Here is a 21,732-nt window from a genome sequence, read left to right as displayed (position 1 = left end):
TGCCTCAAAATTGCTTCTTCTGAGGTTACCTTATCGCTCCACACTGGACGCTTATTGATGTACATCAAATTGTCTTTTATATACTACTTTATGAGTATCTCAATGATTTTACTTATTTTTTCTTAAGTCTTGGTTTTTGCTGGAGTTTTAGTAGCGGGCAAAAATGAGATCTATAGCACGCTTTTGGTCAGAAGCCGACTGGTTAGCGGGCAATCCGCTATCAGAGTAATCGTCCCCCTCGTCAATCATTCACGTTCCTGAGCGCTCAAAAATAAAACTAAGGGATTATCCATTTGTTTAATAAGGATATGAAATGTTCTGGTGATAATGCTCACAAGGTTGTGTGCAATTGCACAGTTATCGGCGACATAATTTCGTCATATGGAATAAATTGCCTAATGACTAACGGAGTCACAACCTTAATAATTGAAAATAAAACAGCATTTTTTTTTAATTAGCACACTATTTCTTTTCTGTGACCTTGATCGACTTATGAGGCCGTACCAGAAGAATAGCCGTGTTTTTTATCGACAGGACCAACACAGTCAGTGAAGTTATTCTTTAATTATTTATGTGGCTTACATTCGTCATCGTGTACATGAGTTGTGTTAAACATCAAGGCAGGTAACAACGTGAAAATAGAATCAATTGATGTCACCGTCTTCACTTATCCCACACGCCGGGTTTCCGACAGTGCGGGTCATTCACACCCGGGAGCCGAGAATCAGGCCAAGATGGCGCTGTTAACCATCACGGCAGATGATGGGCAAAAAGGCTACGCTTTCGCTCCGCCGGAAGTGATTCGTCCTCATATCGTTAATGCTTTCTTCCGCAAAGTGCTGATTGGGCAAAACCCGTTCGACCGTGAGCGCCTGTGGCAGGATCTGGTGCACTGGCAGCGCGGTAGCGCCAACCAACTGACCGACCGCGCGCTGTCGATTGTGGAATCCGCACTGTGGGATCTGCAAGGTCGCGTGCTGAACATGCCGGTGCATAAACTGCTCGGCGGCTATCGTGAAAAAGTCCCTGCTTACGGCAGCACCATGTGTGGTGACGAGCTGGAAGGGGGATTGTCTACGCCAGAGGAATACGGCCAGTTCGCAGAAAAGCTGGTGCAGCGCGGCTATAAAGCCATCAAGTTGCACACCTGGATGCCGCCGGTGTCATTCGCGCCTAGCCCGAAGATTGACGTACAAGCCTGTGCGGCAGTACGTGAAGCGGTCGGCCCGGATATCTGTCTGATGCTGGATGGTTATCACTGGTACAGCCGTAGCGATGCACTGTACATCGGCCGTGAACTGCAAAAGCTCGATTTCACCTGGTTTGAAGAGCCAATGGAAGAACAGAGCATGGCGTCTTACAGCTGGCTGACCAAGAGCCTGGATATCGATGTTATCGGGCCAGAAAGTCTGTCAGGCAAATACTTCAGCCGTGCTGACTGGGTTAAAGAAGGCGCATGCGACATTTTACGCGCGGGCGTGCAAGGCGTGGGCGGTCTCTGGCCGTGTATGAAAGTCGCGAGTCTGGCGGAATCCTTCGGTATGGACTGCGAAGTTCACGGTAACGGTGCGCCAAACCTCAACGTCGTGGGTGCGATCAAAAACTGCCGCTGGTATGAGCGCGGGCTGCTGCATCCTTTCCTCGATTACGACGAACCTGCTGCTTATCTGAATTCGATTGTCGATCCAATGGACAACGAGGGCTTTGTGCATCTGCCGCAACGTCCAGGGCTGGGAGAAGATATTAATTTTGACTGGATTGAGGAGCATACCCTAAGTAAAGAATAACGTTTTGTTCTACTGGTTTTTTGTTCTACCTGAAAGATAGCCTTACCTAAAAAATAAAAAGTTGTCGTCTTCCATGCTCCCACACCTTGGAGAATAATGATGAAAGCACGAGCAATACTCCGTACCCTGCTGTTAGGTTCACTCTGCATGGCCGCTACGCCGGCCATTCTATCGGCAAAAACCCCTGACGATCAGCTGATCGTGGGGATGAACATGAACAACATGCTCTCACTCGATCCGGCCGCCATGACCGGTAACGAAGTGGTGGGCATTATCGTCAACCTCTATGACTCGCTGGTGGTGCTGGATCCCGCCAACCTGAGTAACATCCAGCCTTCTCTGGCGAAAAGCTGGAGCGTCAGTGATGATGGTAAGGTCATTACCTTCAATTTGGTGGATAACGCCAAATTCCATTCCGGTAATCCCGTAACGGCGCAAGACTTCGCCTGGTCGATGAAGCGTCTGCTTAACCTCAACATGGCACAGGCCACGACGTGGAAATCCTACGGCTTCACCGCGGAAAACGTGGAGAAAATGATCCGTGCCAAAGACGCGCACACCGTTGAAATCGAACTGCCAAAACCGAACGATCCAAAACTGGTGCTCTACTCGCTGGCGACGCTGGGTAGCGGCTCGGTGCTGGATAGCAAAACGGTCATGCAGCATGAGAAAAACGGCGACTGGGGTAACGGCTGGCTGACCACGAACGAAGCCGGTTCCGGCCCGTTCAAGCTGGACGTGTGGCAGGCGAAAGACGTGCTGCGCATCAGCAAGGTTGAAAACAACTGGCAGGGCGATGCGAAAATGCGTCGCGTGATTTTCCGTCACATGACTGAATCACAGGCGCTGCGCCTGATGATTGAAAAAGGCGATATTGACGTTGCCTCTGGCATGTCGGTGCCGGATATCAATGCATTAAAACAAGATAAAGACGTTGTGGTTGATGAGGTGAAAAAAGGCACGCTGTACTACGTTGCAATGAGCCTGAAAAACGAATACTTCGCTAAACCGAAAGTGCGCGAAGCGGTTCGTTACCTGATTGATTACGATGGCGTCAATAAGACGGTAATGCCTGGCTATGGTTTCTATCATCAGCGCCCTATCCAGAAAGGAATGGATGCGACGCTGCCGGATCCTGGCTACAAGCTGGACGTGCCACGCGCCAAGGCACTACTGGCCGAAGCGGGCTACCCGAATGGATTTGAAACCACGCTGCGTGTCTTGTCCGATCAGCCGTTCCTGAATCTGGCGACGTCGGTACAGTCCACGCTGGCGCAGGCGGGCATCAAAGCCAAAATCATCTCCGGCACCGGTAATCAGGTTTACGGCGCAATGCGCGATCGTAACTTCGATATGCTGGTTGGCCGCGGCGGTGGCGGTGTCGATCCGCATCCTCACTCCAGCCTGCGTTCTGTTGTCTATAACCCGGATAACAGCGACGAAGCCAAACTGACCAACTTCCAGGGCTGGCGCACATCTTTCTACGATAAGCCTCTGAACGACATGATCGATCAGGCGCTGTTGGAGAAAGACCCTCAGAAACAGAAGCAGATGTATATCAACGTACAGAATCGTTATGAAGAACTGTTCCCGGCCATCATTCCGGTGTCGCAGATGATCGATTCTGTGGTGTTGCGTAAGGACGTGAAAGGCTATGTGCCGCATCCGTCTTCTACGACGCATCTGCGTGAGGTGTATAAGCAGCGCTAGTGTCCACACGTTAAACCGGATGATTAGCCGATACGTTCCCGGCTAATCATCCCGATCAGATACGTTAAAAAGAGATGACCGCGTGAGTGGTGATTTGCTGTCGCCGCTCACCGGGATATCAGGAGAAAGAACATGGTTTTCTCTGATTGGATCAAGCCGGGTGGAGTACTGCGTCGTTTGGCAAAACGTCTGTTTCAGGTCGTCGTCACGCTGTTCGGATTATTAATCCTGACCTTCGTGATCGGCCGCGTGATGCCAATCGATCCAGTCCTGGCTATTGTCGGACAGGACGCCGACCAAAGTACCTATCAACAGGTTTACCAACAGCTGGGGTTGGATAAGCCGCTGTATGTGCAGTTCTTTATTTACTTCAATTCACTGATGCATGGAGATTTGGGCAATGCCCTCCTGACCGGGCGACCGGTAATGGATGACATTATCCGCGTTTTCCCTGCCACCATCGAACTTGCCACCATGGCGATTATCGTCGGTGCCGGTCTGGGCGTGCCATTAGGCGTGCTGGCTGCGGCGCGACGTGGCAAGTGGGCGGATTATGTGGTGCGTTTTATCAGTCTGGCCGGTTATTCCACGCCGATATTCTGGGTCGGGATGATGGGGCTGCTGGTGTTCTACGCCTGGTTGAACTGGGTGGGCGGTGCTGGACGGGTTGATATGGCCTACGACGGCCTGGTGGAGAACCGTACCGGCCTGCTGCTGGTGGATTCTCTACTGGCGGGCGAGTGGGATGTATTCCGCAGCGCGCTGAACCATCTGGTGTTGCCAGCTACGATTCTCGGTTTCCACTCGCTGGCCTATATCAGCCGTATGACGCGTAGCTTCATGCTGGCGCAGCTTTCGCAGGAATACATCATTACCGCGCGAGTGAAAGGGCTGTCTGAGTTCCGCGTTGTCTGGGCGCACGCGTTTCGCAATATTCTGGTTCAGCTTCTGACGGTAGTGGCGTTGGCGTATGGCTCGCTGCTGGAAGGGGCGGTACTGATCGAAACGGTCTTCTCATGGCCTGGCTTTGGTTCCTATCTGACTGGCAGCCTGCTGCTGGGGGATATGAACGCGGTTATGGGATGTGTGCTGCTGGTCGGGTTGATCTTCGTGACGCTTAACCTGCTGTCGGACATGTTGTATCAAATCTTTGATCCGAGGACGAACGCATGAATATTTCCTCTGAGCCGCCGGTCAGCCGTGAATCGGTAATGCGGACACCGCCGGAAAAACGTGTGAGCCGCCTGCGGCTACGCGGTGCGCGAATCGGCGGGTTTCTCTTGACGATGATGCGCAATCCGCTGACCGCGATTGGTTCTGCAATTGTGCTGATGTTGATTCTGGTCGCTATTTTCGCCCCGTGGATCGCCACGCACGATCCGCTGGTACAGGACTTGGCTAACGCGCTACAGGCCCCGAGTGCGGCGCATTACTTTGGCACCGATGAGTTTGGGCGCGATGTGTTTAGTCGTCTGGTCTATGGTTCACGCATCACGCTGTATATCGTTGCGCTGGTGTCGGTAACCGTGGGGCCGATCGGGCTGGCGCTGGGCGTGGTGGCCGGGTATTACGGCGGCATCGTCGATACCATCCTGATGCGTATCACCGATATCTTCATTTCGTTCCCGAGCCTGGTGTTGGCGCTGGCGTTCGTTGCGGCGCTTGGCCCGGGTCTGGAGCATGTGGTGATCGCGATTACGCTGACGGCCTGGCCACCGATTGCCCGTCTGGCAAGGGCGGAGACGCTGTCGCTGCGTCACGCGGACTTTGTGTCTGCTGTGAAGCTGCAAGGCGCATCCTCTATCCGCATCCTGCTGCACCACATTGTGCCGCTGTGTCTGCCGTCGGTGATTATTCGTATCACCATGAATATGGCGGGCATCATTCTGACAGCGGCGGGTCTGGGCTTTCTGGGGTTGGGGGCACAGCCGCCCGATCCTGAATGGGGCGCGATGATCTCTGCGGGTCGTCGTTACATGATGGAGTGCTGGTGGTTAGTAACTATTCCGGGGCTGGCGATTTTGATTAACAGCCTGGCGTTCAACTTCCTTGGAGACGGCCTACGTGACATCCTCGATCCCAGAACTGAATAAGTCTTCTCAACGTGCGCCGGGAAGCTCGCCCCTGATGGAAGTGGAAAATCTGCGGGTAAGCTTCGTGAACCGTGGTGCCGTGACGGATGCCGTGCGCGGCGTTTCCTTCACGCTGGGCTGTGAAAAGCTGGCTATTGTCGGCGAATCTGGCTCCGGTAAATCGACGGTCGGTCGTGCGCTGCTGCAACTGCATCCGCACAGCGCGCGGATTACGGCAGACAAACTGCGCTTCGGCGATACCGACCTGCTGAAAGCGGATGAGGCGCGGATGCGCCAGATTCGCGGCAAGCGCATCTCTATGATTATGCAGGACCCTAAATATTCGCTGAACCCAGTGGTGTGCGTTGGCGATCAGATTGCCGAAGCCTATCTGGCGCACCATAAGGTGTCGCACCGCGAGGCGAAGGAAAAGGTCATGGCGATGCTGGACGTGGTACGTATTCGCCAGCCAGAGCGCGTATACAATCTATATCCCCATGAGATCTCGGGTGGGCAGGGGCAGCGCATCATGATTGCGATGATGCTGATTACTGAACCCGAAATCGTGATTGCCGATGAACCGACCTCCGCACTGGATGTGTCCGTGCGTTTGCAGGTGCTGGCAATGCTGGACGATCTGGTCAGCGAGCGCGGTCTGGGGCTGATTTTCATCAGCCACGATATCAATCTGGTACGCAGCTTCTGCGATCGGGTGCTGGTGATGTATGCCGGACGCGTCGTGGAGTCCATTGCTGCCGCCGATCTGGACAACGCGCAGCATCCTTACACGCGTGGGTTGCTGAATTCGCTGCCGGATATCGACCATCGACGCCCGCGTTTGCCGGTGATGAATCGCGACCCAGCCTGGATCAATGGATAAAGGGGATAATCATGGCAACTGAAGCAATGAGTCAGCGCAAGCCGATGATCGAAGTGAATAACCTGAATCTCTCTTTTGGGCAGGGCAGCACGGCGAATCAGGTGTTGTACGATGTGAACCTTACCGTCAACGATGGCGATATTTTTGGTCTGGTAGGAGAATCGGGTTCCGGTAAAACCACGGTGCTGAAGTGTCTGGCCGGGTTGTTTAATCATTGGGAAGGTACGCTGCATATTGACGGGAAGAAACTGGCACACCGAATCGATCAGGCGCGCTGTCGCCGGGTGCAGATGGTGTTTCAGGATCCGTACGGATCGCTGCATCCCCGTCATACCGTGGAGTCGATTCTGGAAGAGCCGCTGTCGATCCACCGCTTTGACGATCGTGACGATCGTATCGATACCTTGCTGGAGAAAGTGGGGCTGGGAACGCACTTCCGCCGCCGCTATCCGCACCAGCTTTCGGGGGGGCAGCGCCAACGTGTGGCGATTGCCCGAGCGCTGATTCTGGAACCGAGAGTGCTGCTGCTGGATGAGCCGACGTCGGCGCTGGATGTGTCGGTGCAGGCGGAAATTCTCAACCTGCTGACGGAGTTGCAGCAGCAGGAAAAGCTGACCTACCTGATGGTGACGCATGACTTAGGCGTGATTTCCCACTTGTGTCATAAAGTGGCGGTGATGCAATACGGTAAAATACTGGAAACGCTGGAAACCGACGACCTGACCAGCGATGTACCTAAGGACGCGTATACCTCCATGCTGGTGGACGCCAGCCGTCAGTACAGCCGCGATCTGGCGGTGCGTTCGGAGCGTATGGGCTAGGTATTTATAGACTAAGTACGTGTGGACTAGGTACGTATGGACTCGTCGCGCTGCGCGATAATTATCATCAATGAGGGCCGAGCAATCGGCCCTTTTTTTATCTTGGTCACAGGTTTTCGCTAACAGTTGGTTACGAACAGACTTTTATACGTAAAAAAAGGTAAATGGGTAGCGTTGAAGGGTGCGGATACTTACAATCATTACGCTTTCTGTAGTCGGCCTCTTCAAAAAGGAATTCTCATGTTCAAACGTACTCTGGTTGCTGCGGCAGCCCTTATTTCACTGACGGCATTTTCTCCCGCCTTTGCGGCTTCCGACACCACCACGCGTGTGCTGTTGACGACGTCTGCGGGCAATATCGAACTGTCTTTAGATAATCAAAAGGCACCGGTTTCGGTAAAAAATTTCGTCGAGTACGTTAACAACGGTTTTTATAACGGGACGACATTTCACCGTGTGATCCCTGGCTTTATGGTGCAGGGCGGCGGCTTTTCTGGCGAAATGAGCCAAAAAGCGACGAACGCGCCGATCAAGAATGAAGCCGATAACGGTTTGCGCAACCAGCGCGGCACGATCGCGATGGCGCGCACGTCTGATAAAGACAGTGCAACCAGCCAGTTCTTTATCAATGTCGCGGACAACGCGTTCCTCGATCACGGCCAGCGTGATTTTGGCTACGCCGTGTTCGGTAAAGTCGTGAAAGGTATGGACGTCGTGGATAAGATCTCTCAGGTGCCAACGAAAAACGTCGGTCCTTATCAGAACGTACCGACTACGCCAGTGGTGATTCAGTCTGCGAAAGTGCTGCCCTGATTGGCAAGATAGATAAGCAAAGAACCGAGAATACGTAAAAGGCCACTGATGTGGCCTTTTACGATCTTACGTACTCAACGGCTGTATTATTCCAGCGCTTTAGCCATTTGCTGTAGCCAGGCGTCCACGCCGGTGCTCGGCACGTTCAACTGACGGTAGGTCGCGGTTGCAACCGGATAGCCGCCGACGTCTTCCTGACTATTCACGAGGCCACCTTTCCGCTGTTTGAAATTCTCCACGATACGTTTATCAACGGCATCACGATCTTTAGGACGTGCGCCTGCGCTTTGTAGTACCTGATTAGTGACGGCGCTGGCCGGTGATGCCGTTAAGCCCGCAGGCCAAATAGGGGACACTTTGAGTAAATTAATCCCGCTGCCTGACGTTTGCGGTGCGGCTTTGCCCTTGGCATCGTACGCGAGGTTATCTGACATCCAGACATCGCCGGAGCTGTTGCTTCCTACCAGCCCTAAACCTGCTTTGGTATTGGCACCGTAATGCATCACGTTACCCGCCACGGAGACGCGTGGGCTGGCGGGCATGGTTTTTCCTTCCCACTCTTTCACTACTCCACCAACGCGAAGACCCCAGATGCCGGGGTTATAGATCAGGTTATTGACCATGACGCCCGTTGAGCCAGCCTTGAACCAGGCATTGCGCTCGTTGTTGTGCGCATAGAGGCTGCCCACAATCGATACGTCAGTCACGTTATCGTGAACCAGCGTCCCCATCGAGTGAATACCTTTGGTGTGAGCCGAGTCGTATAGGCCTTCAGCAACGATATTATTCGACAGCGTGATACGGCGTGCGGTGCCCTGCGGCCCGTCATAGCGTGGGCCGGAAATAGACAGGTTTTCATCCGTACCCCAGGCGAAACTAGAATGGTCGATCACGACGTTGTAGGCATCTTTGCCGTTGATGGAAACATCGCGTTCAAAGCCGCTTTTTTTACCCGTTCCAGCATCGCCGATGCGGAAACGAATATGCTGCATGAGGACATCGTGTGTGCTGATCCCCATTCCGCCGCGAATGATGGTGATACCGGGAGAAGGGGCGGTCTGGCCGGCGATGGTGACAAACGGCTCAGTTAACCGGAGGTCACTTTTATTCAGGTCGATAATGCCGCCAACCTCAAAAACGATAATGCGCGGCCCTTTAGCGGCCAGCGCTTCCCTGAGTGAGCCTGCACCGGAAGAGGCCAGCGTTGTGACGCGAATAATGCGTCCACCGCTGCCTGCAACGGTATCCGTTCCGAATCCTTTCAACTCTGGTGCTGCCGGTGTGGCGGCGCTAGCCATCGGTACGCCAACACTGAATACTAAGCCAGTGCTGAACAGTGCGGCGAACAGAAGAGAACGTTTCATTTCATTTCCTTGAATATTAACGATAAAAATGAGCGAGCCCTTAGGACTCGCTCAAGTGCGGCCCGAACGATAGACCAACGGGCGTTAAGCGCGCTTGCAGGCTCCGGTTAGCACAGGACAATGAGGGCGGAGCCTGCAGTTTGCTTATTTACCTTTCACGCTTTACACATCGCAATTAGTTGCAATTTGCTGCTGTCAGCACGGCAAGGTTTTTGTTCACGCCAGCATAGTTCGCCAGTTTGTCCTTCACGCACTGTGCCGAAACCGGAGAGTAGCTGTAAGGAACAGAAGCGAATGTGCCAGTGCTTTTCCAGTCTTCCGCATTCACGTACGGCTTGGAATCTTTATCCCAAGTGATGTTGTATTTCGCGAAATCGGCTGGGCTCATGACGTTGTTATTACGCAGCTCCCAGGTACCGAAGTTGGAACCGTCGTAACGTGAGGTCACCGGGTTTTTCGCATTCTCGAACCAGTTACGTTCGATCAGCGCAATCCCTTTCTGACGCACGTTCAGGCCAGAACTGGTGATGCCGGTATACAGGTTGTTGTACGCGTGAACCTGGCCGCCACGTTGCAGCGGGAGGCGAGCGTTAACGTCGTCGTAAATATTGTGATGGTAAGTCAGGTCACGGCCCGTATCGCTGCTGCTGAAGCCGCTCAGCCCCACTTTTTTGATGCCATGAATGTAGTTATACGACACCGTCACGTTGGTTGAGGCTTTCTTGATATCAATCGCGGATTCGAATGTGGTGTCGCCGTCTTTTGTACCAGCGCATTCAAAGTTTTTCGCGAAGATTTCGTTGTGGTCGATCCAGACGTTCGGCGTGTTATCAATACGAATGGCATCACCATCCTGCGCGCCGCCCGGCATGTAACCAAAACGCATGTTACGGATGACGATATCGGATGATTTTGTCAGCCAAATCCCGAAGTTGGCGGACGATCCGTTGGTTCCGATGATGGTAATGCCTTTGGTGAACTCTTTGATTTCTACACCGCGGGCATCCTTACTCCACTGGCCGCAGATGTTGGCCTCAGCGGCTTTGATCAGCGCGTCTTCATTACCGTTATAGGTGATGACGAGCGGGTAAGCACCACCTTTGACTTTCTTACCTTTGGAATCCAGCTTCGCTTCTTCGATGATATCAATGATGTCTTGCATGGAGCGCGCCGTTTTTTTCACGGCACCGGCAACGTCACCACCGTCAGTGGTAGCATAACCCCCCGTATTTGCCGCCATCGTTGGTTGGGCCGCAAGCAATAACAGCCCAGCGGCTGCAGAAGGCAGTAGGTATTTCATTAAGGTACTCTCCTTGGAATTGAATTTTTGTTTGGGCATTTATGATCTACATAACCCAGATTATATTATTTTGGTGTTTCAATAAAAATGAAATCAAGGTTTATTGAAATCCCAATTAAGTCTTACCATAAAAGTAAAAGAATTCAATATTTCGATATTAAATATATAGGGTGAATAACGGTGGGAGTGCGCATGGCTAATAAGTGACTATTTTAAAAGGTAATATTTTTTTCATTTTTTCTAAAATTAAGCTGCTTTGAATTTTTATGAAAAATAAAATTATATTTCGTTTTATTGCTCGCTGTTGGATTCAATTTGATAGAGGTGATAACTGTGAGCGACATCAATAAATAAGTAAAATTTCCTTATTGAGATGATGGTGTAAGAAATATTTGATGCTGATCAAATTATTAATTAATCATGTGTTGATTGAACGCGGTTATTTTTATCGATTAATCCTTAATTAAATAATGGTTTCTTCATTAATAAACAAAGCTATTAATTTAATATGTAAATAATTAGCCTGTTATTTAGTTGGTGCGTATTTTTTAGGAATGCCTATTCACTCTCATGTGTAGGTTCCATAAAAAACGAGCGAGCTCTAAGAGCTCGCTCGGAGAGAACCATGTCTTAGCGTGAAGAGTCATGGCCGCGGGACATTCAGGCTTATTGCTTTCTGTCTTGATTCGACAGAGAAAGCCTGATCGCGTTTATTTGCAGTTAGCGGCTGTCAGTACAGCCAGGTTTTTACCTACGCCAGCATAGTTTGCCAGTTTATCCTTCACACACTGCGCAGAAACTGGCGTGTACTTATAGGAGACGGTAGGGAATTTTCCTGTGGTTTTCCAGTCATCCGCATTGATATGAGGGGATGACGGTTTGCCCCAGGTGATTTTGTATTTAGCGAAGTCTGCCGGTTTCGTGACGTTGTTGTTACGCAGCTCCCAGGTACCAAAGTTGGAGCTGTCGTTACGTGCCGTCACTGGGTTCAGCGCATTTTCGAACCAGTTGCTTTCGATGAGAGCTTTCCCTTTCTGACGGACGTTAAAGCCTGAACCGGTGATGCCGTCATACAGGTTGTTGTAGGCGTGAACCAGACCACCACGTTGCAGCGGCAGGCGTGAGTTAACATCGCGGTAGATATTGTGATGGTAAGTCAGGTTACGAGCCGTCGTATCCGAACTACTTGAACCGCTCAGGCCGACTTTCTTGATGCCGTGGATGTAGTTGTAGGACACCGTGACGTTCGTTGACCCTTTCTTGATATCAACCGCTGATTCAAAAGTGGTGTCATTGTCTGGCGTACCAGCGCATTCGAAGTTCTTGGCGAAGATCTCGTTGTGGTCGATCCAGACGTTCGGTGAGTTATCGATACGAATGGCATCGCCGTCTTGCGCGCCGCCCGGCATATAGCCAAAGCGCATGTTACGTACCACGACGTTAGAAGAATTCACGATCCAAACACCGAAGTTGGCGGATGAGCCATTGGTGCCCTGGATAGTAATGCCTTTGGTGAACTCTTTGATTTGTACGCCGCGGGCGTCCTTACTCCACTGACCGCAGATATTTTTTTCAGCCGCTTTGATTAATGAATCTTCATTACCGTTATAGGTGATGATGAGTGGGTAAGCGCCACCTTTGACTTTCTTGCCTTTTGAATCCACTTTCGCGGCTTCAATAATATCCACAATCTCCTGCATAGAACGTGCCGTTTTTTTCACGGCGCCAGAAACTTCGCCACCATCCGTAGTGGCATAGCCGCCCGTATTTGCAGCCATCGCGGGTTGAGCAGCAAGTAATAACAACCCAGCGGCTGCCGTAGGCAATAGGTATTTCATTATGATTGTCTCCTTGGAATAGAATTTTTATGGGCATTTATCGATCCCTATGCCCGATATAGCAGGTACACATTTTTCAACAAAAATGAATCTCAATTTTGGTGAAAAACCAAGGGGAGTGTGGTCAAAAAATAAGATCAGTTCAAGGGTGAAATGTTAAATGTATTAGGTTGGAAACATTTTGTAATACTGATGATTGGATAATTTGGATTTTATGAGAAACGATTTTCTTTTAAATCAACCTAAAATCATAAGGTTATTTTGTTGGCAGAAAATAAATGCACTCGGGTTTCTTTATTGGTTGGGTTTTAAATGGTTATTTTTATTGTGGCAATCGCTGCCGCTAGTGTAAGGAAATCATCTTAAGTCAAAATATACTATCACAGGCATATTCAATATTGTTTACGTGATGATCCAATTTTATCGTGAATTTTAGTTTGTTAAAAAATAATAATTATTAGTCACTATATGGCGTTTCTTTATGTGATAAGCAAAAAATAGACCTCATTATTCATCGCGGTTTATTGGCTAAATGATCATTAGCATGCGTCTGTTTTCATGAAAGTTACGCTGACAATCTTGCGCAGGTCTCTTAAAAATGAGCGAGGCCGAAGCACTCGCTCATGAAGAACCCGACGCAGAATGAATGCGTCGGGCGTAACGCGTTTATTTACAGTTAGCTGCTGTCAGGACTGCCTGGTTTTTACCTACGCCAGCATAGTTTGCCAGTTTATCCTTCACGCACTGTGCGGAAACTGGTGAGTAGCTATACGGGACGGCAGGGAATTTGCCGGTGCTCTTCCAGTCATCCGCATTGATGTGCGGGGTGGATGGTTTACCCCAGGTGATCTTGTATTTAGCAAAATCAGATGGGCTGGTAATGTTGTTGTTACGGAGTTCCCAGGTACCGAAGTTGGAATCGTCGTTACGTGCGGTCACTGGGTTGAGTGCATTTTCGAACCAGTTGCTTTCGATCAGTGCGATCCCTTTCTGACGGACGTTAAAGCCTGAACTTTTGATACCGTCATACAGGTTGTTATAAGCATGCACTTGACCACCACGTTGCAGCGGCAGACGTGAGTTAACATCGCTGTAAATATTGTGATGGTAAGTCAGGTTACGACCGGTATCTGTGTTGCTTGAGCCGCTCAACCCTACCTTTTTCACGCCATGGATATAGTTGTACGACACGGTGACGTTGGTTGAGGCTTTCTTGATATCAACCGCTGATTCAAAGGTCGTGTCGTTGTCTGGCGTACCAGCACATTCGAAATTCTTGGCGAAGATCTCGTTGTGGTCGATCCAGACGTTCGGTGTGTTATCAATACGGATGGCATCGCCATCTTTTGCACCGCCCGGCATATAGCCGAAGCGCATGTTACGCACGATAACGTTGGAAGAGTTAACTATCCAGATACCGAAGTTAGCGGAAGAACCATTGGTACCGAGGATGGTGATCCCTTTGGTGAACTCTTTGATTTCTACACCGCGCGGATCTTTGCTCCATTGGCCGCAGATGTTAGCCTCAGCCGCTTTGATTAGCGCATCTTCATTACCGTTATAGGTAATGACGAGCGGGTAGGCGCCGCCTTTGACTGCTTTACCGCTTGAGTCCTTTTTCGCGGCTTCAATGATATCGACGATCTCTTGCAGAGAGCGTGCGGTTTTTTTCACAGCACCGGAAACGTCGCCGCCGTCAGTGGTGGCATAACCTCCCGTATTTGCCGCCATTGTCGGTTGGGCAGCGATCAGCAACAGCCCAGCGGCTGCAGAAGGCAGTAGGTATTTCATTATGTACTCTCCTTGACATAGAATTTTTTTGGGTATTTATCACTACACACCCTGTGTAATAAAAAAAGGCTGTTTCAACAAAAATGAAACCAAAGTTTGTCTATAAAGCCGAGCTAAGTGTTAACAGAAAAAATAAACAATACAAGATGGGGCGTTAAATATATTAATTAAATAACAGAGGACAACTGAGAGGATTTGTGTCTATTACTTTTAAATAGAAACCAATTTCCATTTAAATCATTTAAATTCATTGGTTTATGTTTTTTAATATGTGTTTTTTCAATCTGGATTCTTTATTTTTTATCCATCTAACATGCGTGGTTTATTCGCTTTCTTAGCAATTGTGATCGTCATCAAGAATATCACTTTAAAGCTAATCTTCTCGCCATCCTGCCTTTTTTAAAAAATATGAATTAATTCATAGGTGGTTTTAATTTATTATTTTTTTTGTTAGAAATAATTTCAAGGTAATGCGTTTACTGTGGGTAGGGATAATAAATAAGGCCTATTAATAAAGATATTTACTGATGAAATAAATGATTTATGATCGATGAAATGATTATCATGCTAATTTCTTAAATGGTAAGAGCGACCCCTTGTCTTTGATGGTAACGAGGGGGGTACCTGGCGCGGATTTCATGTATGTTAGTACGGATTTTTCCGACTAACAGTGCAATGACTATGCTGCTAATTATCGATAACTACGACTCCTTTACCTACAACCTTTACCAATACTTTTGTGAGCTTGGCGCGCAGGTTGTGGTGAAGCGTAATGATGAACTGACGCTGCGTGAGATTGAACAGCTTGCGCCTGAGCGGTTGGTCATTTCACCGGGCCCTTGTACGCCGGACGAGGCGGGCATTTCACTGGCGGCCATTCGTCACTTTGCCGATAAGTTGCCTATTTTGGGCGTGTGTCTTGGCCATCAGGCGATGGGACAGGCGTTCGGCGCGCGCGTGGTGCGGGCACGACAGGTCATGCACGGGAAAACCTCAGCGATTGCGCATAGCGATACGGGGGTTTTCACGGGGTTGGCTCAGCCTTTGACGGTCACCCGTTACCATTCACTCATTATTGATTCCGCCTCGCTACCCGATTGCTTTGAAGTCACGGCCTGGAGCGAGCATGAAGGGAAGCGTGATGAGATTATGGGGATCCGCCATCGCATATTGCCGCTGGAAGGGGTTCAGTTTCACCCAGAGAGCATTCTTAGCCAGCAAGGGCATCAGCTTTTGGATAATTTCCTTAAAATTTAGCTATATAGAAAGTTATTCTCCTCAGTAGCCGATTTAATATTGCCTGTAATTGATTTTTTATGCATATTTATTGACTATATTTTCATTCCGACATGATGGGCAGCAGAGTGAGGCAGCAAATGGCAGCAGAGCAGAAAGCAGTGACACGGGATACTCACGATAAAGTGATTTTGCCAGTTTATGCACCCGCGAAGTTTGTACCCGTGAAAGGTAAAGGGAGCCGCGTCTGGGATCAGGACGGCCGCGAGTATATCGATTTTTCCGGTGGTATTGCGGTTACGGCGCTGGGTCACTGCCATCCTGCATTGGTGAATGCGTTGCAGCAGCAGGGTGAAAAGCTGTGGCACACCAGCAATATTTTCACTAATGAGCCTGCGCTACGCCTCGCCAGCAAATTGATTGATGCTACTTTTGCCGACCGCGTGTTCTTTGTTAACTCCGGTGCTGAGGCTAACGAAGCGGCCTTTAAGCTGGCGCGTCACTATGCGGTTAAACGCCATAGTCCGTATAAAACCAAGATCATCTCCTTCTACAATGCATTCCATGGTCGGACGCTGTTCACCGTCTCGGTCGGCGGACAGCCTAAATATGCCGACGGTTTCGGACCTAAGCCTGCGGATATTGTTCATGTTCCCTTCAACGATCTGGCTGCGGTTAAAGCGGTGATGGACGATCACACCTGTGCAGTCGTGCTGGAGCCGATTCAGGGTGAAGGGGGGATTACGCCTGCTACGCCTGAGTTTTTACAAGGCGTTCGCGATCTGTGCGATCAGCACAAGGCGCTACTGGTGTTTGATGAAGTGCAGAGCGGAATGGGGCGTACTGGCAAACTATTCAGCTACATGCACTACGGCATTACGCCGGATATTCTCACAACGGCTAAAGCCTTGGGCGGTGGTTTCCCAATTAGCGCGATGCTGACGACGGAAGAGATCGCATCGGCCATGACGGTTGGTGTACACGGCACCACCTATGGCGGCAATCCGCTGGCCTGTGCGGTGGCGGAAGCCGCGCTGGATATTATCAACACGCCGGAAGTGCTGTCAGGCGTGGCGGATCGCCACGATCGCTTTGTCAGTGAGCTTGAGAAAATCAATCAGCAGTACGGTGTATTCGAACAGGTTCGCGGTATGGGGTTGCTGTTGGGCGCGGAACTGAAACCGCAATGGCACGGTCGTGCAGGCGAGTTTCTGGCGGCGGCAACGGCTCAGGGGCTTATGGTACTGATGGCTGGGCCGAATGTGATCCGCTTTGTACCGTCTTTGATCATTAATGAAGACGATATTGTGCAAGGGATGGCCAAATTCGCCAAAGCCGTCGCGCAGGTCGTTAACGCAGCAAACTGACTCTGTTCTTAAAAGATCAGCTATAAAAAAACGTAGGGAACGTTTTTCAACGTCGTTTTGCGACGGCCCGTAGGGTGGTGAGCAGGACGCTCGCCATAAAAAAACGTAGGGAACGTTTTTCAACGTCGCTTGCGACGGCCCGCAGGGTGGCGAGCAGGATGTTCGCCATAAAAAAAGCGTGAGGCCGAGGCTTCACGCTTTTTTATTGGTAGGGTACCGCGACAGGGGCTTAGCGAGTGCCGTAAACGACAATCGTTTTACCGTGTGCAGAGATCAGGTTCTGGTCTTCTAACATTTTCAGAATGCGGCCCACGGTTTCACGCGAGCAGCCAACGATTTGCCCAATTTCCTGACGAGTAATTTTTATTTGCATGCCATCTGGATGCGTCATGGCATCAGGTTGTTTGGCCAGGTTGAGTAGGGTTTGGGCAATACGGCCGGTCACATCAAGGAAGGCGAGGTTGCCGACTTTCTCAGAGGTAACCTGAAGTCTGCTTGCCATTTGCGCAGACAGACGCATGAGGATATCCGGGTTAACCTGGATGAGCTGGCGGAATTTTTTATAGGAAATTTCAGCCACTTCACAGGCAGTTTTTGCCCGAACCCAGGCGCTGCGTTCCTGACCTTCTTCAAACAGGCCGAGCTCGCCGATAAAATCGCCCTGATTGAGGTAGGAGAGAATCATTTCCTTGCCTTCTTCATCTTTGATTAGCACTGCGACAGAGCCTTTCACGATGTAGTAAAGCGTTTCTGCTTTTTCACCTTGGTGAATCAGCGTGCTCTTCGATGGATACTTGTGAATATGACAATGGGAAAGGAACCATTCGAGAGTTGGGTCTGTTTGCGGTTTGCCGAGAACCATTCGCTATCATCCTCTGTTGTAATTCACTGCGCAAATTACAGGGGTCAGAGTTCCCTGTACGGCGTGTTTAACTGCTAAAAAAATAAAATTCAGTCTAGGCAGAATGACGTCAGGGAATATACTGAAACCTCTGTACCCTTTATTTTCCGGTTGCTGCCTTGCCGCACCGTAAACATGGCTGGGGTATGTCTGGCCAGGTCATCATCTTCTTCGTTTCTGGGTTTGTCCAGAAAAGGTCTATTCTATTTTCGTTTTAACACAGCTTTAAGGACGTGTCTTGTGTTGTCTCGCTTCAGCATGACAAAGCGCTGATTAACGCTGGTTTTTGTACAGTAACGGTATAAATTTTCAAAAAATTTTTAGTGGAGAGGCATCATGCAGGCACGGGTAAAATGGGTTGAATGCTTAACGTTTTTGGGCGAATCCGCATCAGGGCATCAGATATTGATGGACGGCAATTCCGGTGATAAAGCGCCGAGTCCGATGGAAATGGTGTTGATGTCTGTAGGCGGATGCAGCGCGATTGATGTGGTATCGATTCTGCAAAAAGGCCGCAACGATGTCGCGGATTGCGAAGTGAAATTAACGTCAGAGCGTCGGTCTGACGCGCCGCGTTTATTTACCCACATCAATCTGCATTTTATCGTGACGGGAAAAGGATTGACCGACAAAGTTGTCGAGCGAGCCGTTGCACTGTCGGCGGAAAAATACTGCTCTGTCGCACTGATGCTGGGCAAAGCCGTTGAGGTGACGCACAGCCACGAAATTAGGGTGCTGGCATAACCCCTGTCTCTGGGCACTAATTCTGGTCACTTAAGCCTGTTATTAGGGGAAACACAGGGGGAGGTTCCCGTAGGGAGGCCTCACCCCTGTGGTCGCCCCGTGTATCTCGATGCTTATTCGATGGTTTTCCCTTCAATTAACCGCTGTACCAGCGGCGCCATGATTAATTCCATCGCCAACCCCATTTTCCCGCCGGGAACGACCAGCGTGTTGATGTGGGAGATAAAGGAACCCTGCAACATGGCGAGCAGATAGGGATAATCAATATTATCCAATCCCTGAAAGTGAATCACGACGAAGCTTTCGTCCAGTGAAGGAATCGACTTGGCGGCGAACGGGTTGGAGGTGTCCACGGTAGGCACGCGCTGGAAGTTGATGTGGGTGCGAGAGAACTGTGGCGTGATATAGGTGATGTAGTCTTCCATTGAGCGGACGACGGAATCCATCACTGCTTCACGCGAGTGGCCGCGCTCATTGACGTCACGAATCAGCTTTTGAATCCATTCCAGGTTGACGATCGGTACCACGCCGACGAGTAAATCCACATGCTGTGCCACGTCGTTTTGCTCGGTGACCACGCCGCCGTGCAGTCCTTCATAGAACAGGATATCGGTGGGTTCCGGCATTGGTTCCCACGGCGTGAACGTTCCGGGAACCTGATTATAGGGAATCGCTTCATCGTAGGTGTGAAGGTATTTACGCGTCTGGCCGCGCCCGTGCAGGCCATATTCAATAAACGACTGTTCCAGCAGGCTGAAATCATTCGCTTCCGGGCCGAAATAACTGATGTGGCGTCCTAAATCACGCGCTTTACGAATCGCCATATCCATTTCCGGACGGGTATAGCGGTGAAAGCTATCGCCTTCTAACTGGGCGGCACGCAGATCAAACTGCTGGAAAATCTTACGGAAGGCCAGACTGGTTGTCGTGGTTCCCGCTCCGCTGGAGCCGGTAACCGCAATAATCGGATGCTGATGTGACATAAGGTGCGTGACTCCGTGATCGCGATGCCCGCGTAGACCGAAGGCCTGCGCGCATCCTCAAAAAAGACGTAATTGTCATCATTGTTAGCATGTTTGGCGCGTTCTTTCACGACTTTCGGCGTGCTCAATAAGGGGCATGCCCTCCGGAATTGAGCTGGTTACGCGGCATGATATTGAGAGTTTCATGTAACTCAGACCACACCAACACCACCTCGCCAGATTGGAGTTGGCCGCGGATATCTTCCACTTTCTGTGCCAGCGAACGCTCCTGTTCGCCATAATCGGTGCCTTCCCGCAGGACGAAGGATTCGATGATGTTATCCAGCGTTTCTGGATCGAGCTGTTGCCAGGGAATAATCACGCTATGTTTCCTGATTCAAAGGGTTCCTGAGTAAAAACGGTTCCTGAAGAAAAAGAGTCGCTGACCTGGTCCAAAAATGGGCTAAGCCAGTTGGGAATGCGCTGTTCCAGCCACATTTCCGGTTTCAGCAACGTTCCGCCGACGAAGCCAACATGCCCGCCATGCTCCGTTAGCTGATACTCAATATTAGACGGTAACTGAGACAGATCGGGAATCACCTCTGATGTCATGAAAGGATCGTCCTTCGCATGGATGATGAGCAGCGGTTTACGTATCTGAGGCAATAGTGGCAGAGCGCTACAGCGTCGATAGTAGTCGGCCGCATCGCGGAAGCCGTGGATACGTGAGGTAATGACGTCATCAAACTCCCGCAGTTGGCGGATTCGCTTCAACTGCGGTAGCTGAATTGGCAATGTATCTGGATACGCCGCCAGCTTGCGGCCGGCGTTTTGTTTCAACAGGCGCAGCAGGTAATGCTGATAGACGCGGGAGAAACCTTGTTCCATCCGACGGCTACAGGGCTCGAGCATCAGTGGCGCGGAAACAATGATGGCCGCGGACAGGGAACAGGCTTCACCTTGCTGCGCGAGCAGGTAGGCCAGCATGTTACCGCCGAGAGATACGCCGATGGCGGCGGTAGGCACATCGCCCAGCGTCTCCTGCATCCAGCGCAAGAAATAGCTGGCATCGCTGGTTTCGCCGGAGTGATAAATACGCTTCATCCGGTTGGGTTTACCGCTGCATCCGCGGAAATGCATGATGACGGCCAGCCAGCCGCGCTGCTGACAGGCATGCAGCAGGCCGTGAGCGTAGGGGCTATGAAAGCTGCCTTCTAGCCCGTGGAACAGCACCACGCGCGGTTTGTGCCGCGCCTGTTCAGGGGCTTCGCTCCAGGCCAGATCGACGAAATCGCCGTCCGGTAATTCCAGTGACTGCCAGACTGGCGAGAATTGCGCATGACGGCGGATCAGACGCGGTAATAGCGTTTGCAGATGTGGGTTATGAGCGCCGCTTAGCGGACGAAAATGGTCATACATAAAGGATATAGAAATCTTGTTGTCGGCTCTTGTACGATCAATATCACACTGTTAGCTTCAATGCTGCCAGTTGGTACGACATTTGGGTCAGGAGCGCCCACAAATAATGGAACTGAGTTTATTTCTTTCGATGTTGGGGTTTTTGTGGGTAGCGGCCATCACACCAGGGCCGAATAATATGCTGTTGACCACCTCGGGCGCGAATTTTGGCTTTATGCGTTCACTGTGGCTGATGATCGGCATCATGCTGGGCATGCAGAGCATTTTGCTGCTGGTGGCATTCGGTGTCGGTGGTTTGATTCTGATTTACCCTTCGCTGCACTTTATTCTGAAAGTTCTCGGTAGCGCCTATCTGCTCTGGCTGGCGTGGAAAATCGCCACGGCGGCTTACGAACGACTGGAAGCGTCCGTTGCGCCGCCCCAGCCGATCCGGCTCTATCAAGGGTGGTTGCTGCAATTTCTGAACCCGAAAGCGTGGCTCATGGCGCTGGGCGCGGTTGCCAGCTTTAGTCTGGCGGGGGAAGGCTATAACCAGTCCGTGATCGCGATAAGCATCGGGATTGTGCTCGTCAATCTGGTGTCCGGCGTCATCTGGCTCGGATTTGGCACGATGATTGGACGACTGCTGCGCAGTAAGAAAGCGTGGATTATCTTTAATGTGTCAATGGGGCTGCTGACCGCCGCCTGCGTGCTGTTGATTTGGCATTAAGGCTTCGTTGATAACGTC

Annotated in this window: 19 protein-coding genes; 11 read left to right on the top strand and 8 right to left on the bottom strand. The window is 50.7% G+C overall.

Annotated elements, in window-relative coordinates; translation table 11 throughout:
- The first annotated feature begins 632 nt into the window (after nt 1–632).
- From HP572_RS17805 to ppiA, 7 genes are all read left to right on the top strand, one after another.
- The gene (locus tag HP572_RS17805; RefSeq protein WP_103199182.1) at nt 633–1,787 is read left to right on the top strand and encodes a mandelate racemase family protein; all 1,155 of its coding nucleotides are present in this window, start codon (nt 633–635) and stop codon (nt 1,785–1,787) included.
- Nucleotides 1,788–1,886: 99 nt separating this feature from the next.
- Entirely contained in the window at nt 1,887–3,497 is a 1,611-nt protein-coding gene (locus tag HP572_RS17800; RefSeq protein WP_205555276.1) for an ABC transporter substrate-binding protein, read from the top strand.
- 132 nt (nt 3,498–3,629) lie between these two features.
- Nucleotides 3,630–4,670 (top strand): ABC transporter permease, encoded by a 1,041-nt coding sequence (locus HP572_RS17795; RefSeq protein ID WP_039492138.1) that lies wholly within the window; start codon nt 3,630–3,632, stop codon nt 4,668–4,670.
- 38 nt (nt 4,671–4,708) lie between these two features.
- The gene (locus HP572_RS17790; protein ID WP_100018545.1) at nt 4,709–5,590 is read left to right on the top strand and encodes an ABC transporter permease; all 882 of its coding nucleotides are present in this window, start codon (nt 4,709–4,711) and stop codon (nt 5,588–5,590) included.
- Nucleotides 5,562–6,449, top strand: a complete 888-nt coding sequence (locus HP572_RS17785; protein WP_080762775.1) for an ABC transporter ATP-binding protein — start codon at nt 5,562–5,564, stop codon at nt 6,447–6,449. The genes HP572_RS17790 and HP572_RS17785 overlap by 29 nt, the downstream gene beginning before the upstream one ends.
- Nucleotides 6,450–6,493: 44 nt before the next feature.
- A complete protein-coding gene (locus HP572_RS17780) occupies nt 6,494–7,270 on the top strand; it encodes an ABC transporter ATP-binding protein (RefSeq protein WP_202618495.1) in 777 nt (258 codons plus the stop codon).
- A gap of 240 nt (nt 7,271–7,510) precedes the next feature.
- Entirely contained in the window at nt 7,511–8,083 is a 573-nt protein-coding gene (ppiA, locus tag HP572_RS17775) for a peptidylprolyl isomerase A (protein ID WP_010277593.1), read from the top strand.
- 86 nt (nt 8,084–8,169) lie between these two features.
- Here the strand turns inward: ppiA and pelZ are convergent, their stop codons facing one another.
- The 4 genes from pelZ to pelA all read right to left on the bottom strand — a co-directional run bounded on the left by pelZ (nt 8,170) and on the right by pelA (nt 14,376).
- Nucleotides 8,170–9,447, bottom strand: coding sequence for a pectate lyase PelZ (pelZ, locus tag HP572_RS17770; RefSeq protein ID WP_240583887.1), 1,278 nt, complete (start codon nt 9,445–9,447; stop codon nt 8,170–8,172).
- Between the two features lie 175 nt (nt 9,448–9,622).
- Nucleotides 9,623–10,747 carry a pectate lyase PelC gene (pelC, locus tag HP572_RS17765; protein ID WP_205555227.1) on the bottom strand — a complete coding sequence of 375 codons (1,125 nt, stop codon included), beginning with the start codon at nt 10,745–10,747 and terminating at the stop codon, nt 9,623–9,625.
- Between the two features lie 710 nt (nt 10,748–11,457).
- Nucleotides 11,458–12,585, bottom strand: a complete 1,128-nt coding sequence (gene pelB, locus HP572_RS17760) for a pectate lyase PelB (protein WP_205555226.1) — start codon at nt 12,583–12,585, stop codon at nt 11,458–11,460.
- A gap of 666 nt (nt 12,586–13,251) precedes the next feature.
- Nucleotides 13,252–14,376: a pectate lyase PelA gene (gene pelA, locus HP572_RS17755; RefSeq protein ID WP_240583886.1), complete on the bottom strand. Its 1,125-nt coding sequence runs from the start codon at nt 14,374–14,376 to the stop codon at nt 13,252–13,254.
- A 681-nt stretch (nt 14,377–15,057) separates the two neighbouring features.
- Between pelA and HP572_RS17750 the strand changes: the two genes are divergently transcribed.
- Together HP572_RS17750 and HP572_RS17745 are read left to right on the top strand one after the other, a co-directional pair.
- Nucleotides 15,058–15,633: an aminodeoxychorismate synthase component II gene (locus HP572_RS17750; protein ID WP_240585779.1), complete on the top strand. Its 576-nt coding sequence runs from the start codon at nt 15,058–15,060 to the stop codon at nt 15,631–15,633.
- A 119-nt stretch (nt 15,634–15,752) separates the two neighbouring features.
- On the top strand, nt 15,753–16,979 hold the full coding sequence (locus HP572_RS17745) for an aspartate aminotransferase family protein (RefSeq protein ID WP_240583885.1): 1,227 nt from the start codon (nt 15,753–15,755) through the stop codon (nt 16,977–16,979).
- A 229-nt stretch (nt 16,980–17,208) separates the two neighbouring features.
- On the opposite strand, the gene crp is transcribed toward HP572_RS17745, so the two are convergent.
- Nucleotides 17,209–17,841, bottom strand: coding sequence for a cAMP-activated global transcriptional regulator CRP (gene crp, locus HP572_RS17740; RefSeq protein WP_004090925.1), 633 nt, complete (start codon nt 17,839–17,841; stop codon nt 17,209–17,211).
- A gap of 375 nt (nt 17,842–18,216) precedes the next feature.
- Between crp and HP572_RS17735 the strand changes: the two genes are divergently transcribed.
- Nucleotides 18,217–18,624: an OsmC family protein gene (locus HP572_RS17735; RefSeq protein WP_240583884.1), complete on the top strand. Its 408-nt coding sequence runs from the start codon at nt 18,217–18,219 to the stop codon at nt 18,622–18,624.
- A gap of 113 nt (nt 18,625–18,737) precedes the next feature.
- Here the strand turns inward: HP572_RS17735 and HP572_RS17730 are convergent, their stop codons facing one another.
- The 3 genes from HP572_RS17730 to HP572_RS17720 all read right to left on the bottom strand — a co-directional run bounded on the left by HP572_RS17730 (nt 18,738) and on the right by HP572_RS17720 (nt 21,005).
- Entirely contained in the window at nt 18,738–19,607 is an 870-nt protein-coding gene (locus HP572_RS17730; protein WP_048262707.1) for a phosphoribulokinase, read from the bottom strand.
- A gap of 124 nt (nt 19,608–19,731) precedes the next feature.
- Nucleotides 19,732–19,968 carry a YheU family protein gene (locus tag HP572_RS17725; protein WP_010277524.1) on the bottom strand — a complete coding sequence of 79 codons (237 nt, stop codon included), beginning with the start codon at nt 19,966–19,968 and terminating at the stop codon, nt 19,732–19,734.
- A complete protein-coding gene (locus tag HP572_RS17720; protein WP_240583883.1) occupies nt 19,965–21,005 on the bottom strand; it encodes a hydrolase in 1,041 nt (346 codons plus the stop codon). Before HP572_RS17720 ends, HP572_RS17725 begins: the two co-directional genes overlap by 4 nt.
- Nucleotides 21,006–21,111: 106 nt before the next feature.
- Here HP572_RS17720 and HP572_RS17715 point away from each other — a divergent pair, with 106 nt between their 5' ends.
- Nucleotides 21,112–21,714, top strand: a complete 603-nt coding sequence (locus tag HP572_RS17715) for a LysE family translocator (protein ID WP_240583882.1) — start codon at nt 21,112–21,114, stop codon at nt 21,712–21,714.
- The last annotated feature ends 18 nt before the right edge of the window (nt 21,715–21,732 follow it).

Source organism: Pectobacterium sp. PL64, assembly GCF_022477975.1.
Taxonomy (GTDB): Bacteria; Pseudomonadota; Gammaproteobacteria; order Enterobacterales; family Enterobacteriaceae; genus Pectobacterium; species Pectobacterium jejuense.
Note: the sequence above shows the minus strand (reverse complement) of the source record. Positions and strands in the feature narration are given on the sequence as shown.